The organism is Arsenicicoccus dermatophilus (assembly GCF_046267915.1).
In the GTDB taxonomy this organism is placed as follows: Bacteria; Actinomycetota; Actinomycetes; order Actinomycetales; family Dermatophilaceae; genus Arsenicicoccus; species Arsenicicoccus dermatophilus_A.
The window spans coordinates 2071777-2087272 of the sequence record NZ_CP176520.1 but is presented as its reverse complement, the minus strand read 5'-3'; the positions used below and the strand labels follow the sequence as shown (position 1 = coordinate 2087272).

The window sequence follows — 15496 nt, the reverse complement described above, 5'->3', positions numbered from 1 at the left end:
CGGGAGGCGGGTGACCGCGCTCCGGCGACCGGCCCCGGGTCCGCCCCGACCGTCATGGGCGACGGTGCTCCTGGGGCGCGCTCCCCGGCATACCCCGCGACGCTCGCGCCGCTCGCCGTGCGGATGCGACCGCGCTCCCTCGCGGAGGTCCGGGGCCAGGGCGCCGCGCTGCGGCCGGGCAGCCCGCTGCGGCGCCTGATCGAGGGGCACTCCGGCACGGTCGGACCCCTGTCCGCGATCCTGTGGGGCCCGCCGGGCACCGGCAAGACGACCCTCGCGCACCTGGTCGCCACCGCGGCCGGTCGCCGGTTCGTCGAGCTGTCGGCGATCACGGCGGGCGTCAAGGACGTCCGGCGCGTGGTGGAGGAGGCGGTGCGCGAGCGCGATCTCTACGACCGGACCACCGTGCTCTTCCTCGACGAGATCCACCGCTTCACCAAGGCCCAGCAGGACGCGCTGCTCCCGGCGGTGGAGAACCGCCTGGTCGTCCTGGTCGCGGCCACCACCGAGAATCCCTCCTTCTCCGTCGTCGCCCCGCTGCTGTCCCGATCGGTGCTGGTGACCTTGACCGCCCTGTCGGACGCGGAGGTCGGCGAGGTCCTGGAGTCCGCGCTGGTCGAGGAGCGCGGTCTGGATGGGGAGTTCGCGCTGACCGAGGACGCACGCCAGCACCTGGCACGGACCAGCGGGGGCGACGCCCGGCGAGCCCTGACCGCGCTGGAGGGCGCCGCGGGAGTGGCGCTGGGCGACCAGCCGGCCGGCGCCGTCCACGAGGGCCCGGTCCTGATCACCGCGGCCCACGTGGAGCGGGCGGTCGAGCGGGCCCTGGTGCGCTACGACAAGACCGGCGACCAGCACCACGACGTCGCGTCCGCGCTGATCAAGTCGATGCGAGGGAGCGACGTCGACGCGTCCCTGCACTACCTCGCCCGGATGCTGGAGGCGGGGGAGGACCCGAGGTTCATCGCCCGGCGCATCGTGATCGCGGCCTCCGAGGAGGTCGGCATGGCGGACCCCACCGCCCTGCAGACCGCGGTGGCGGCGATGCACGCCGTTGCCCAGATCGGCCTGCCGGAGGCGCGGATCACACTGGCCCAGGCCGTGGTCCACGTCGCCCTCGCGCCGAAGTCGAACGCCACCTACCTGGCTGTCGACGCCGCGATCGCCGACGTCCGGGCCGGGCGCGGAGGTGCGGTGCCGGCCGCGCTGCGCGGGAGCGGGTATGCCGGGGCGGCCCGCCTCGGTCACGGGGCGGGATATGTCTACGCGCACGACCAGCCGGACGGGGTGGCGCCGCAGCAGTACCTCCCGGACGACCTCGACGGGGCCGCCGACTACTACCACCCCACGCGCCGCGGTTTCGAGGAACGGCTGGCTCCTCGCTGGGAATGGTTGCGCAAGGTCCTCCACTCACGTCACTGAGTGACTCTGTAGCCCGGCCGTGTCTCCAAATGGATGCATGCGAAGATCCGTTCATGCATCGTTCGTGACCGTCACGAAGCGTGCTACTAGGGTGACAGCACCATCGAGCCCTCACCGATGGCCCCCCGTCCTCCCAGGAGTTCGTCATGCGAGTCCCCCTGCGCCGTCCCGGCCGCGCTGCCCTCGCGCTCGCAGGCCTGGCGACCGTCGTCGCCTGCTCGTCGCCCCTGACCGCGCCGTCCTCCGGGGAGAGCGGCGCCCCCACCTCGTCCCAGACCAGCGCCTCCCAGCTGGACCCGCAGGCCACGGGCCCGGCCGCCCCGATCGAGGGCGCCCGTCGCGGGGGTCACCTGACCGTCCGCAGCCAGGGGGTGCCCGAGACGCTCGATCCCACGCGTCAGTACTACGTGGACTCCCAGGCCATCCTCAAGCTCACCAACCGTACCCTCACCACCTTCGCCATCCGGGACGGCAAGCCGGTCCTGGTCCCCGACCTGGCGACCGACCTCGGGCGGGTCTCCGCCGACGGTCTGACCTGGACCTTCACCCTCAAGGACGGACTCGCCTACGAGGACGGGACCCCGGTCAAGGCGGCCGACGTGGTGTATGCCGTCCAACGCTCGTTCGCCCAGCAGGAGCTGCCGGGCGGTCCGACCTACCAGATCGACCACCTCAAGGGCGGCTCGTCGTACAAGGGCCCGTACCAGGGCGGGACGTCCTTCCCGGGCGTGGAGGCCAAGGGCGACAAGGACGTGGTGTTCCATCTCTCCGCACCGTGGTCCTCGCTGCCCTACTTCGGGACCTTCACCGTGACCTCGCCGATCCCGGCGGCCAAGGACACCCGCGAGAAGTACGGACTGCACCCCCTGGCCACGGGGCCGTACAAGTTCGACACCTACAAGGACAACAAGCTCACGCTGGTGCGCAACTCCCAGTGGAAGCCGGAGACGGACGCCGCCCGACGAGACCTGCTGGACTCGTTCACCTTCGAGTGGGGCGGGGAGCCCAAGGACACCCAGGGCCCCATCCTGGACGACCCCAACGCCCGCGGGCTGCTGAGCTACGACCCCGTCGACTCGACGCTGGTCCTCAAGGCCACGGCCGCCAAGGGGCAGCTGGTCGCCGGCGACTCGCCCTGCGTCTCTCTCGTGACCATGGACACCCGGCAGATCCCGTTGTCGGTGCGCAAGGCCATCGCCCGCGCCTATCCGTGGGACCAGGTGCGCGAGGCTGCCGGCATCAACCAGGTGACCGTGCAGACGTTGCGGTCGATCGCACCCCCGCAGCTGCCGGGCGCGGTCGTGCACGACATCCCGGACCTGCCGGTGTCCGGGCGCGGCGACCCGGCTGCCGCGCGCAAGCTCCTGGAGCAGGCCGGGAAGGTCGGCTTCGAGCTCTCGTGGTACTTCGCGACGGACATGCCCACCTCCCGTGCGGTCTCCGAGGCGCGGGCCGCAGGGCTGCGAGCGGCGGGCTTCACGGTGCGCCCGCACGGTGTGCCCAGGGACCGGCTGCGCGAGATGGCCAGCAACCTGGACGCCCCCGTGAACATGCTCCAGGGGCCGTCGGGCTGGTGCTACGACTGGCCGAGCGGTGACGCGATCTACCTGCCGCTGTTCAGCTCCACCGCAGGGCGGGACAGCATGAACGCCGGCGGTCTGGCCGACCCCGACCTGGACGCCCGCATGAAGGCCATCGCGGCGAAGCCGCTCGCCGCCCAGGCGTCGGAGTGGGCGGCGCTGGACAAGGACCTGCTCACCACCTACCTCCCCGTCCTCCCGGGAGGCGTGGACCGAGCGATCTTCCTGTCCAGCAAGGATGTCGGTGGCGTGGTGGACGACCCCAACCTCGGGATGCCGGACTTCTCCTCGATCTACCTGCGCAACTGACCCGCCCGGTGCCGGACCGCGCCCGCGGCCGCCACGCAGCGTCAGCCCGTCCTACGGCGCGGCAGGCCGTGGGACGGGCGTTTCGTCGGCATACGGTGATGAACAGCCACGGACGGCAACCGTTTTGTCTCGGCCAGGTCACGATCTGCAGCCGGTCAGGCGCAGGGGCACCCCGCCGCTCGGCGCCGCGGCGCGGGATGCGTAGGCTGCTGCTCACGCCGGACCGTCCGCGGCAAGCCATGTGATCCACGGACGCGGCGACCGACCACCGCCCTCACCGTCGAGGGCGCCCAGCAAGGAAGATCGAGATGCCATCGACACTCCTGCAGGACCGGGCTGCTCACCCGTTCCTCGCGTCCAGCGGAGGAGAACCTCCATGCTGATCTACATCGTCCGGCGCCTGGCCAACTACCTCGTGCAGATCTTCGTGGCCACGACCATCGCGTACTTCGCGGCGGTGAGCTTCCTCAAGCCCGAGGTCCTCATGCTGCAGGCCACCCCCCGGCCCACCCGCCAGCAGGTCTACGACCGGCTGACGGCCAACCAGCTGGACCCGACGATGAGCGCGCTGGGGCGCTACCTCCAGTGGCTGCAGAACGTCGTCCTCCACTGGGACTGGGGCAAGAGCCCCAACGGCCAGCCGGTCAGCCAGGAGTTCATGAACCGGGCGCTCATCTCCGGCCGGCTCGTGTTCCTGTCGATGATCCTGTCGATCATCGTGGGCGTCGCCCTCGGCATCTACACCGCCTCCCGGCAGTACAAGGCGGGTGACAAGGTCGTCACCTACCTGTCGTACTTCATCCAGACGATCCCCGCCCCGGTGATCTACCTGGTGGTGCAGCTGACCGGCATCAAGATCAACGAGACCGCCGGGCAGCGCATCTTCTTCGTCGGCGGCATCGAGAACGCCGACGGCGTGGCCGACGGCTTCTTCCCCCACCTGATCGACCAGCTGCAGCACCTCATCCTGCCGACGCTGGCCCTGACGATCCTGGGGTACGTCGGCTACCAGCTCCTGCAGCGCACCCTGCTGCTCGACAACATCAACGCCGACTACGTCCGGACCGCGCGGGCCAAGGGCCTGACCAAGGCCCAGGCGGTCCGCAAGCACGCGCTGCGGACGTCCTTCATCCCGGTCGCCCAGACGATCGCCTTCGCGGTGCCCGGCATCTTCGCCGGCACCTTCATCGTCGAGATGGTCTTCGCCTGGCCGGGCCTCGGCCGCTACACCCTGCAGGCCATCACCCTCACCCAGGACGTCAACGTGACCGTCGCCTCGATCGCCTTCGGCGGTCTGCTCTTCGCCATCGGCGCGATCATCGCCGACGTGTCCATCGCCGTGGTCGACCCCCGAGTGCGGGTGAGCTGACATGAGTGACCAGCACCGCGACCCGACGCTCGCGACCGACCACACCGACCCGGTGGGCGAGGACTACCGCGGGGCCCACGCCCGCGGCGAGGACCCGGCAGCCACCGAGCAGGCCGCGGCGGCCACGCACGGCCGCCTCGACGCGGACCCCACCGTCTCGGTGCGGGACGCGGCGGGCAAGGAGGACGTCCTGCGCGGGGACCCCGGCCAGTTCGGCGGCAACCCCGTCGGTCCGGCCGCACCCACCGTGGTCGAGGCCGGCGCCACCGAGGGCGACGTCGCCATCACCGGGAAGACCGCGCTGATCGTCAAGCGCCTGCTGCGCAACAAGGGTGCCGTCATCGGCCTGGTGATGCTCGCGATCGCGCTCCTGTTCTCGCTGCTCGGCAACCTGCCCAACAAGTGGTCCTACACCGACCAGGACTTCATGAACATCGGCTCCGGCCCCTCCGCCGAGCACTGGTTCGGGACCGACGTCGGCGGCGTCGACCTCTACGCGCTCATCGTGCGCGGCACCGGCAAGTCGCTCATGATCGCCTCGGTCGTGGGTGTCGTCGCCCCGATCATCGCGGCGATCTACGGCACCGCCATCGCCTTCTGGGGCGGCTGGCGGGAGAAGGCCGGCATGTGGCTCCTCGACATGCTGATCCTGATGCCGTACTTCCTGCTCATCGCCGTGTTCATGGGCCAGTTCGGCGGCAACGCCCTCATCCTGGCGCTGCTGCTGACGGCCTTCGGGTGGATGGGCATGGCCCGTGTCATCCGGGCCACCACGCAGTCGCTGCGCGAGCGGGAGTACGTCCAGGCCGCGCGCTACATGGGTGTGTCCGACCTCGGCATCATCCGCAAGCACATCATCCCCAACATCGGGTCCTACCTGATCCTGCAGATCGTGCTGGGCACCTTCGGCGCCATCATCTACGAGACCGCGCTGTCCTTCCTGGGCGTCGGCGTGCGTGCGCCCGACGTCTCGCTCGGCATGCTCATCGGTCAGTCGGCCAACCAGCTCAGCGGCTACCCGTGGCTGTTCTGGATCCCGACGCTCGCCCTGCAGTGGATCACGGTCTCGCTCGCGCTCATCGGTGATGGCATGCGCGACGCGCTGGACCCCAACTCGAAGTCAGGTGGCACGGCATGAGCCCGTCAACCAGCGCCAACGCCCTGGCGCACGAGACCAAGCCCGTCCTGTCGGTGCGCGACCTCCACGTGCGCTTCCCCTCCGAGGCGGGGTCGGTGCACGCGGTCCGCGGAGTGAGCTTCGACCTGCACCCCGGTCGGGTGCTGGCCATCGTCGGCGAGTCCGGGTCAGGCAAGTCCGTGACCTCCCTCGCCGTGATGGGGCTGCTCCCGGAGTACGCCAAGATCGACGGCTCCATCACGTACAACGGCGCCGAGCTGCTGGGGCTGTCGGACACGGAGATGACCAAGCACCGCGGCTCGGACATCGCGATGATCTTCCAGGACCCGCTGTCCTCGCTGACCCCCGTCTTCACGGTCGGCAACCAGATCGTCGAGGCGCTCCAGGCGCACAGCGACATCAGCGACCAGGCCGCCCGCGAGCGGGCCATCGAGCTGCTGGACCTGGTCGGCATCCCCAGCCCCACGACGCGCGTGGACTCCTACCCGCACGAGTTCTCGGGCGGCATGCGCCAGCGGGTGGTCATCGCGATCGCCATCGCCAACAACCCGCGCGTGATCATCGCCGACGAGCCCACCACGGCCCTGGACGTCACCATCCAGGCGCAGATCCTGGACGTGCTCAAGGTCGCCCAGCAGGAGACGGGCGCCGCGGTCATCATGATCACCCACGACCTGGGTGTCGTCGCCGGCATCGCCGACGAGGTCATGGTCATGTATGCCGGACGTCCGGTGGAGAAGGGCCCGGTGGACGAGGTCTACGCCCGCAGCCGGATGCCGTACACCATCGGGCTGCTCGGCTCGATCCCGCGGGTCAACCGCCGGGTCAAGACCGCTCTGGTGCCGATCGAGGGCAACCCGCCCAACCTGCTGCACGAGCCGACCGGGTGCGCCTTCGCCCCCCGGTGCCCGGTGGCGAGCCAGGAGTGCCTGGACGGGGAGCCGGCCCTGGAGCCGGTGGGCCCGGCCCACGAGGCCGCATGCCTCAAGAAGCACCGCTTCGGGGACGACGTCAGCGTCACCGACATCTACCCGGTGCCCGAGCTGCCGGTGTCCCCCTTCGACGCGGTGCCGCGCGAGGAGCGGCAGACGGTGCTGCGGGTCGCCGACCTCAAGAAGCACTTCCCGCTGATGAAGGGCGCGCTGATGAAGCGCCGCGTCGGCACCGTCAAGGCCGTCGACGGCCTGTCCTTCGACGTCCGCGAGGGTGAGTGCCTGGCGATCGTCGGCGAGTCCGGGTGCGGCAAGACGACCACCCTGCTCGAGATCATGGAGATGAGTCCCAAGGCCGACGGCCGGGTGGAGATCTTCGGCCGGTCGCCCAAGGACGGCGGCTCCAAGGCCGACGTCAAGACCCTGCGGCGGGACATCCAGCTGGTCTTCCAGGACCCGATGGGCGCCCTGGACCCGCGGTTCACGGTCTACGAGGTCATCGCCGAGCCGCTGCTCACCCACGGCATGAAGGAGGACGAGGCCAAGGCGCGGGTGCGCGAGCTGATGCGGACCGTCGGGCTCATGCCCGACCACATCAACCGCTTCCCCGGGCAGTTCTCCGGCGGCCAGCGCCAGCGCATCGGCATCGCCCGGGCGCTGGCCCTCAACCCCAAGGTGCTGATCCTCGACGAGCCGGTCTCGGCCCTGGACGTGTCCATCCAGGCGGGCGTCATCAACCTGCTCGACAAGCTCAAGGCCGAGCTGGGCATCTCCTACCTCTTCGTCGCCCACGACCTGTCCGTGGTCCGTCACATCAGCGACCGGGTCGCGGTGATGTACCTGGGCAAGATCGTGGAGATCGGTCACGTGGACGAGGTCTTCGACCACCCCACGCATCCTTACACGCGCGCGTTGTTGTCCGCGATCCCCATCCCGGACCCCGACGTCGAGCGCTCCCGGGAGCGGATCCTGCTCACGGGAGACCTTCCCAGCCCGCTGGACCGACCGCAGGGGTGCGACTTCCAGACCCGCTGCCCGGTCTTCGCGCTGCTGGGCGAGGACAAGCGGCAGCGATGCCGCACCGAGGAGCCGCCGCTCACCCTGGTGGGCGCGGCCGATCACCACCAGGCCTGCTTCTTCCCCGACGAGGAGCTCGCCACCACGCACGCCAGTGCGACCACGCAGGAGTCTGCCGTCGACGCCGGCCGGCTCTGACCCGAAAGGAAATCCCATCATGAAGAACCGCACGTTCTACGGCGCACTGGCCGTGGCGCTGACCGCGTCCATCACGCTGTCGGGCTGCTCCGGCAGCTCGGACAAGAAGGACGCCGGCCTGGAGAAGCAGGACTCCGGCTCGGCCGCCAAGATGGTCAGCACCAACAAGCAGGACCGGGCCAACCTGGAGCAGGGTGGCTCGTTCACCTCCTTCTTCGACTCCCTGCCGGTCGACTGGAACGCCTGGAACGGCGACGGCAACAACGTCGACAACAGGTCGGTGTCCTCTGCTGTCGACCCCAACTTCTACGACGTCGCCCCCGACGGCACGGTGACCAACAACCCGGACTACCTGGAGTCCATGCCCAAGGTCGAGGACAAGGGCGGCAAGCAGGTGGCGACCTACACGGTCAACCCCAAGGCCAAGTTCAACGACGGCACCCCGATCGACTACCGCGCCTTCGAGGCCACCCGCAAGGCCATGAGCTCGACCATGCAGAAGGGCGGCTACAACACCGTCTCGACCGCGGGCTACGAGGACGTGGAGAAGGTCGAGAAGGGCGCCAAGGACAACGAGGTCGTCGTCACCTTCAAGAAGAAGTACAACCCGATCTCCGAGATCTTCGGTGGCGTGATGCACCCGAGCGTCGGCAACGACCCCAAGGTCTTCAACACCGGCTTCAAGAACAACCAGACCCACAACGAGTGGCGCGCCAACGCGTTCATCATCGACAAGGTCGACGCCACCGGCAAGACCGCCACCCTGGTGCCCAACCCGAAGTGGTGGGGTCAGAAGCCGCTGCTGGACAAGATCATCTTCCGCGAGATGGAGGACTCGGCCACCATCCCGGCGTTCAAGAACGGCGAGCTGGACATGGTCCGGACGCAGAACAAGGCTCGCTACCAGCAGATCCAGGGCGCCAACCAGCTCGACATCCGGCGCGGTCAGCTGACCTCCACCCGCGAGCTGATCTTCAACGGCAAGGACCCCTCGCTCAAGGACGTCAACCTGCGCAAGGCGATCTGGCAGTCGATCGACCGTGAGCAGTACCGCAAGATCGCGTTCGACGGGCTGAACTGGAGCGAGCCGGCCGCCGGGTCCAACCTCTTCTACTCCTTCCAGAAGGAGTACGAGGACAACTTCCCGGTGAAGTACTCCAAGGAGGACGCGCAGAAGACGCTGACCGACGCGGGCTACACCAAGGGCGCCGACGGGATCTTCGCCAAGGGTGGGCAGAAGGCCACGGTCAAGATCACCTACTTCGGTGACGACCCGACCCGCGTGGCGCTGGCCCGCACCCTGCAGTCGATGATCAAGGCTGCCGGGATCGACGCCCAGCTCGACCAGCGGGCGAGCGGCGCGTTCAACGACGCCATGGTCAAGAAGGACTACGGCATCGTCTCCATGGCCTACCAGTCCGGCAGCTCCTCGCCGCTGGTGTCGGTCTGCCAGTTCATGTGCTCGGACAACGAGAACAACCTCTCCTTCTCCGGCACCCCCGAGCTGGACGCCCGGATCAAGAAGGTCGGCGAGATCGCCGACCACGCCGCGCAGGCCAAGGAGATCAACGCGATCGAGAAGGACTGGTTCAAGGCCACCTACGGCATGATGCCGCTCTACAACGGCCCGCAGATCGAGGCCTACCGCAAGGGCATCGCCAACATCGGCCCGTCGCTGTTCCAGTCGCTGAACCCGCACTGGGAGAACGTCGGCTGGCAGAAGGGCATGAAGAAGGGCTGACCGCCCACCTGCCGACCTGACCAGCACCGTCACCGAGGCCCCCGTCGCACCCTGCGGCGGGGGCCTCGGTGTGCTCCCGGTCGCCCGGCACCAGGGGGTAGGGTGGGACGCCGACGAGACGACTTCCTGGAGGAGCTGTGGCGATCCGCGAGGCGGCCCACCTCAGGCCGGTGGGCCGAGAGCGAGCTATCTAGGGGCGCACGCCCCCGCCTCGCTGCGTCGCGCCCAGGCGCGCGGCCGGTCCCTCCCGCCATACCACCTCTGACCAAAGGACTGTCCCACCATGGAAACTGCCGAGATCCGTCGCCGCTGGCTCGCGTTCTTCGAGCGTCACGGCCACACCGTCGTCCCCAGCGCGCCGCTGCTCTACGACGACCCCAACCTGCTCTTCGTCAACGCGGGCATGGTGCCCTTCAAGCCGTACTTCCTCGGCCAGGAGACCCCGCCCTACGCCCGCGCCACCAGCGTGCAGAAGTGCGTGCGCACCGGGGACATCGAGGAGGTCGGCAAGACCACCCGTCACGGCACCTTCTTCCAGATGAACGGCAACTTCTCGTTCGGCGACTACTTCAAGAAGGGCGCCATCGAGTTCGCTTGGGAGTTCGTCACCGGCTCGCGCGAGGAGGGCAACCTCGGCTTCGACCCGGAGAAGGTCTGGGTGACCGTGCTGGGTCCCGGCTTCCACCCGGACTACCCCGACGGCGACGTCGAGGCGATGGAGCACTGGCGGGCGGTGGGCATGCCCGCCGAGCGGATCCAGGGCCGCAGCCTCAAGGACAACTACTGGCACATGGGCGTCGAGGGACCGGGCGGTCCCTGCTCGGAGATCTACATCGACCGCGGCCCGCAGTACGGCGCCGACGGTGGCCCGGAGGCCGACGAGGACCGCTTCCTGGAGATCTGGAACCTCGTCTTCCAGACCGAGGAGATCGCCGACGTCAAGGCGAAGGACGACTTCCGGGTCGTCACGCCGCTGCCCGCGAAGAACATCGACACCGGCATGGGGCTGGAGCGCGTCGCCTTCCTGCTCCAGGGCGTGGACAACCTCTACGAGATCGACGAGGTCTTCCCGGTGATCCGGGCCGCCGAGGAGCTGTCCGGCAAGAGCTACGGCGCCGACCTGGCCGACGACGTGCGCTTCCGCGTGGTGGCCGACCACGTCCGCTCGTCGCTGATGCTCATCGGCGACGGCGTCACCCCGGGCAACGAGGGACGCGGCTACGTCCTGCGTCGCCTGCTGCGCCGCGCGGTCCGCTCGATGCGGCTGCTGGGCGTGCAGGACCCGGCCCTGCCCACGCTGCTGCCGGTGTCGATGGCGCAGATGAGCAGGTCCTACCCCGAGCTGGAGCGTGGCTTCTCCCGGATCAGCCAGATCGCGTACGCCGAGGAGGAGTCCTTCCGGCGCACGCTGTCCAGCGGGACCACGATGCTCGACTCCGCGGTGGCCGCCGCGAAGTCCGGGGGCACGGGGATCCTGGGTGGCGACAAGGCCTTCCAGCTCCACGACACCTACGGCTTCCCGATCGACCTGACCCTGGAGATGGCGGCCGAGCAGGGCCTGACCGTCGACGAGGAGGGCTTCCGTCGCCTCATGGGCGAGCAGCGGGCCCGGGCCAAGGCCGACGCCAAGGCCAAGAAGCAGGGCCACGGGGACGCGCACGCCTACCGCGAGGTGGCCGACGAGATCGGGCACGGCGTGGAGTTCACGGGTTACGAGGAGGTCACCTCCGAGGCGCGCGTCGCGGGGCTGATCGTCGGCGGCGAGGTCGCCCGGACGGCCTGTGCCGGCGAGGACGTCGAGCTGGTGCTCGACCGCACGCCCTTCTATCCCGAGGGCGGCGGGCAGCTCGCCGACGGCGGGCGCATCGAGCTCGACAACGGCGCCGTCGTCGAGGTCCGCGACGTGCAGAAGCCCATCAACGGGCTGATCGTGCACAAGGCGACCGTGGTGTCCGGCGAGGTCACCCCCGGTGCCGCCGCGCACGCCCTGGTCGACCTGCAGCGCCGACGGGCGATCTCCCGGGCGCACACCGCGACCCACATGGTGCACAAGGCGATCCGCGAGGCGCTGGGGGACACCGCCACCCAGGCCGGCTCGGAGAACGCCCCCGGGCGCTTCCGCTTCGACTTCAACGCCACCTCCGCGGTGCCGCTGTCGGTCCTGCGCGACGTGGAGGCCAAGGTCAACACCATGCTCCTGGAGGACCTCGAGGTCCGGGCCGACGTGATGAGCCAGGAGGAGGCCGTCGCGTCCGGCGCCATGGCGCTCTTCGGCGAGAAGTACGGCAAGCAGGTGCGCGTCGTGTCCGTCGGCGACTGGGCCCGCGAGCTGTGCGGCGGCACCCACGCCCAGCGGTCCGGCCAGCTCGGCGTCGTCAAGCTGCTCGGCGAGGCCTCCATCGGCTCCGGGGTCCGTCGCGTCGAGGCGCTGGTGGGCTCGGACGCCTACGACTTCCTCGCCCGCGAGTCCGCGATCGTGGGGCAGCTGACCGGCGACCTCAAGGTCCGCTCCGAGGAGCTGCCCGAGCGCATCTCCTCGATCCTGACCAAGCTCAAGGACGCCGAGCGCGAGATCACCCAGATGCGCCAGCAGCAGGCCCTCGCCATGGCCGGGCAGCTCGCGGACGCGGCCACGGACCTGGACGGGGTGAGCCTGGTGGCCCACCACGCGCAGGGTCTCACCGCCGACGACGCCCGCGCCCTGGTCCTGGACCTGCGCGGCCGCCTCGGCAACCAGCGTCCGGCCGTCGTGGCCGTGGCGACCGTGGCCAAGGAGCGCCCGGTGGTCATCATCGCCACCAACGAGCGGGCCCGCGAGCTCGGCATCAAGGCCGGCGCCCTGGTGCGCGTGGCGGCCCAGACCCTCGGCGGCGGCGGTGGCGGCAAGGACGACCTCGCCCAGGGCGGCGGCCAGGACGCCGGCAAGATCGGCGAGGCCCTGGACCAGGTCGAGGCGACGGTCCGCGCGCAGGGCCGCTGACACCGCCCTGCGACATACCGTGTCCGACATCGCCGCGGGGCAGCCAGGCCCGACCGACCCCCACCCCGGGGGCTCGACCGGTGCCCGGCTGCCCCGCGGCGTCCGGCTCGGCGTCGACGTGGGGACGGTGCGGGTGGGGGTGGCCCGCAGCGACCCGGACGGACTCCTCGCGACCCCCGAGACGACGGTCACCCACGTCCCCGGCCGGCACGACGACGTGGCCGCCGTGGCCCGGCTCGCAGGAGAGCTCGAGGCAGCCGTGGTCTACGTCGGGCTGCCCCGCACCCTGGCCGGCGGGGACAGCGCATCCACGCGCCTGGCGCGAGAGTTCGCGCGGTCCCTGGCCGGGACGACAAGGGCCTGCGGTCCCGAGGTCCGGGTGGTGGACGAGAGACTCACCACGGTCGACGCGACCCGACGGCTGCGCGAGAGCGGTCGGCGCGCCAAGGCCCAGCGGCAGGTCGTCGACCAGGCCGCCGCCGTGCTGATCCTGCAGGTGGCGCTGGACCAGGAGAGCGCGACGGACCGTCGTGCCGGCGTCCTCGTCGTCGGGCCGGGGGAGCCCGACGACGCACCGGCGCAGCGTCCGACCGCTGCCGACGACCAGGTGACCGACGGCGAGCCGACCCCCCGCCGCAAGCCCCGGCACCGGAAGGTCACCTAGTCTCTCCTCCGAGATCTTCAGCCCCCACCGACGCGAAGGACCCCCCCGTGAGCGACCAGCACCTGACTGACGCGATCCTCGGTGGCGACGCCGGGGGGCGAGGCGCCCGGGACGACGGCGCGACCCGAGCCACCACCCGCCGGGAGATGAAGGCGCACCGGCGCCCACCGCGGCGCAACCGCCGAGGGCCCATCTTCATCCTGCTCACCCTGCTGCTGGTCACCGGCGCGCTCGCGGCCGCGGCCTTCGCGCTGATGCCCATGGTCAAGGGCCTGCGGGGCGAGGACGCCTCGGACTACGCCACCGCTGACGCGACGGGCAGGAAGGTCTCCGTCGTCGTCCCCGAGGCCGCCAACGGTGCGGCCATCGGCAAGGTGCTGCTGAAGGCCGGAGTGGTCAAGTCGGTGAAGGCTTTCACGGAGGCGAGCAAGAAGGACGCCCGTGCCCAGGGGATCCAACCAGGTGACTACCTCGTCCCCGAGCGCATCCCGGCCGCCCAGGCCGTGGCCTACCTCGCGGACCCCGCGCACCGGGTCGTCAAGCGGGTGACCATCCGCGAGGGCATGCGGGCGACGGAGGTCTACGTCGCGCTGGCCAAGGCGAGCGGCCGCCCGGTCTCGGACTACACCGCCGCGGCCAAGAACCCGACCGCGATCGGGCTGCCCGCCTACGCCAAGGGCAACGTCGAGGGCTACCTGTTCCCGGCGTCCTACGAGTTCGGGCCCAGGACGACGCCCGCCGAGCAGCTCGCCCAGATGGTGGGCAAGACCAAGGACGTGCTGGCCACGCTGGGCGTGCCCGAGGACAAGGCCGAGCGCACCGTGATCCTCGCCAGCATCATCGAGTCCGAGGCCCGCCTGGACGCGGACCGCGGCAAGGTGGCCCAGGTGCTGGAGAACCGTCTGAAGCGGCCGATGCGGCTGCAGCTGGACTCGACCGTGGCCTACGCGACGGGCAAGCGGGTCATCACGACCACCGACGCGGAGCGAGCCCAGGTCAACGGCTACAACACCTACACCCGCGACGGGCTGCCCGTCGGGCCGATCGGCAACCCGGGAGAGGCCTCCCTCAAGGCCGCCGCAGAGCCCACGCCGGGCCCCTGGCTGTACTTCGTCACCGTCGACCCGGCGACGGGCGAGACGATCTTCACCACCACCCTGCAGGACCACAACAAGGCCGTCCAGAAGTTCCAGGCCTGGTGCCAGGCGCACAAGGGCCAGTGCTGAGCGACGGAACCCGCGGCGTGGGCGGGCCCGGCACGGGTGGGTCCGACGCGGGTGACCTGGACGCGGACGAGATCCGGCACGCCGCCGTCGTGGGCAGCCCGATCGGTCACTCGCTGTCGCCGGTCATGCACCGGGCGGCCTACGCCCGTCTCGGGCTCGACGACTGGTCCTACGACCGGCTCGAGGTGGCCGAGGGCGGGCTGGCGGCCTTCGTCGCCGGGCTGGACCCCTCCTGGCGAGGGCTGTCGATCACCATGCCGCTCAAGGAGGAGGCCCTGGCGCTGGCGGCGGGCGCCGACCCGGTCGCGCGGGTGGCCGGGGCCGCGAACACCCTGGTGCGCGCAGGCGACGGCTGGTCGGCATACAACACGGACGTCCACGGGATCCGCGCCGCGTTGGGCGACCACGGCATCGACGGGGTCGGACGCGTCGCCGTCCTGGGCGCCGGGGCGACCGCGCGCTCGGTGCTGCTGGCCGCGGCCGAGCTGGGGGCCCGGGAGGTGGTGGTGCTGGTGCGGTACGGCGTCCGTCCGCAGACCGAGCAGCTGGCCCGCACGCTGGGGCTCGGCTGGGCCACGGCCTCCCTGGACGCCGCCGACGTGACGCAGGTGGTGCCGGGCGTCGACCTGGTCGTCAACACCCTGCCGGGTGAGGCGGGCGACGCCGTCGCCCCCGTCGTCGCCGCGGTGGCCGCCAGGTTCGCGCAGGTGCCGGGCGGGCGGGTGCCGCCGCTGCTCGAGGTGGTCTACGAGGGGTGGCCGACCGCGCTGGCCCGAGCCTTCGCCGGCGCCGGGGCACCGGTGGTGTCGGGTCTGGAGATGCTCGCGCACCAGGCGGCCCGGCAGGTGACGCTGATGACCGGGCGGGAGGTCCCGGCGCGCGTGCTCCTGGACGCAGCCCGCGCCGCACCGGCCTGACGT

General features: G+C 70.7%; 10 protein-coding genes. All 10 read left to right on the top strand.

The genetic code is table 11. From position 1 onward, the window contains the following. Window positions 1–54: 54 nt before the first annotated feature. The 10 genes from ACK2IS_RS10065 to ACK2IS_RS10020 all read left to right on the top strand — a co-directional run bounded on the left by ACK2IS_RS10065 (window position 55) and on the right by ACK2IS_RS10020 (window position 15493). Window positions 55–1422: a replication-associated recombination protein A gene (locus tag ACK2IS_RS10065; protein WP_409485662.1), complete on the top strand. Its 1368-nt coding sequence runs from the start codon at window positions 55–57 to the stop codon at window positions 1420–1422. Between the two features lie 146 nt (window positions 1423–1568). Further along, complete coding sequence (locus ACK2IS_RS10060; protein WP_409483197.1) at window positions 1569–3311, top strand: ABC transporter substrate-binding protein; 1743 nt, start codon at window positions 1569–1571, stop codon at window positions 3309–3311. Between the two features lie 376 nt (window positions 3312–3687). Next, entirely contained in the window at window positions 3688–4680 is a 993-nt protein-coding gene (locus tag ACK2IS_RS10055) for an ABC transporter permease (protein WP_409483196.1), read from the top strand. A gap of 1 nt (window position 4681) precedes the next feature. Further along, the gene (locus tag ACK2IS_RS10050; protein WP_409483195.1) at window positions 4682–5818 is read left to right on the top strand and encodes an ABC transporter permease; all 1137 of its coding nucleotides are present in this window, start codon (window positions 4682–4684) and stop codon (window positions 5816–5818) included. Next, window positions 5815–7965, top strand: a complete 2151-nt coding sequence (locus tag ACK2IS_RS10045) for a dipeptide ABC transporter ATP-binding protein (protein WP_409483194.1) — start codon at window positions 5815–5817, stop codon at window positions 7963–7965. The genes ACK2IS_RS10050 and ACK2IS_RS10045 overlap by 4 nt, the downstream gene beginning before the upstream one ends. A gap of 19 nt (window positions 7966–7984) precedes the next feature. Beyond that, window positions 7985–9706 carry an ABC transporter family substrate-binding protein gene (locus ACK2IS_RS10040; RefSeq protein ID WP_409483193.1) on the top strand — a complete coding sequence of 574 codons (1722 nt, stop codon included), beginning with the start codon at window positions 7985–7987 and terminating at the stop codon, window positions 9704–9706. Window positions 9707–9989: 283 nt separating this feature from the next. Next, window positions 9990–12686: an alanine--tRNA ligase gene (gene alaS, locus ACK2IS_RS10035; protein WP_409483192.1), complete on the top strand. Its 2697-nt coding sequence runs from the start codon at window positions 9990–9992 to the stop codon at window positions 12684–12686. Between the two features lie 19 nt (window positions 12687–12705). Then, window positions 12706–13350: a Holliday junction resolvase RuvX gene (ruvX, locus tag ACK2IS_RS10030; RefSeq protein WP_409483191.1), complete on the top strand. Its 645-nt coding sequence runs from the start codon at window positions 12706–12708 to the stop codon at window positions 13348–13350. Window positions 13351–13397: 47 nt separating this feature from the next. Continuing rightward, window positions 13398–14576, top strand: coding sequence for an endolytic transglycosylase MltG (mltG, locus tag ACK2IS_RS10025; RefSeq protein ID WP_409483190.1), 1179 nt, complete (start codon window positions 13398–13400; stop codon window positions 14574–14576). Then, complete coding sequence (locus tag ACK2IS_RS10020; RefSeq protein WP_409483189.1) at window positions 14570–15493, top strand: shikimate dehydrogenase; 924 nt, start codon at window positions 14570–14572, stop codon at window positions 15491–15493. Before mltG ends, ACK2IS_RS10020 begins: the two co-directional genes overlap by 7 nt. Window positions 15494–15496 lie beyond the last annotated feature (3 nt).

Excerpts from the sequence above, each read along its gene's own strand:
- ACK2IS_RS10065 (WP_409485662.1), top strand. The coding sequence starts at position 55 with ATGGGCGACGGTGCTCCTGGGGCGCGCTCCCCGGCATACCCCGCGACG.
- ACK2IS_RS10060 (WP_409483197.1), top strand. The coding sequence starts at position 1,569 with ATGCGAGTCCCCCTGCGCCGTCCCGGCCGCGCTGCCCTCGCGCTCGCA.
- ACK2IS_RS10055 (WP_409483196.1), top strand. The coding sequence starts at position 3,688 with ATGCTGATCTACATCGTCCGGCGCCTGGCCAACTACCTCGTGCAGATC.
- ACK2IS_RS10050 (WP_409483195.1), top strand. The coding sequence starts at position 4,682 with ATGAGTGACCAGCACCGCGACCCGACGCTCGCGACCGACCACACCGAC.
- ACK2IS_RS10045 (WP_409483194.1), top strand. The coding sequence starts at position 5,815 with ATGAGCCCGTCAACCAGCGCCAACGCCCTGGCGCACGAGACCAAGCCC.
- ACK2IS_RS10040 (WP_409483193.1), top strand. The coding sequence starts at position 7,985 with ATGAAGAACCGCACGTTCTACGGCGCACTGGCCGTGGCGCTGACCGCG.
- alaS (WP_409483192.1), top strand. The coding sequence starts at position 9,990 with ATGGAAACTGCCGAGATCCGTCGCCGCTGGCTCGCGTTCTTCGAGCGT.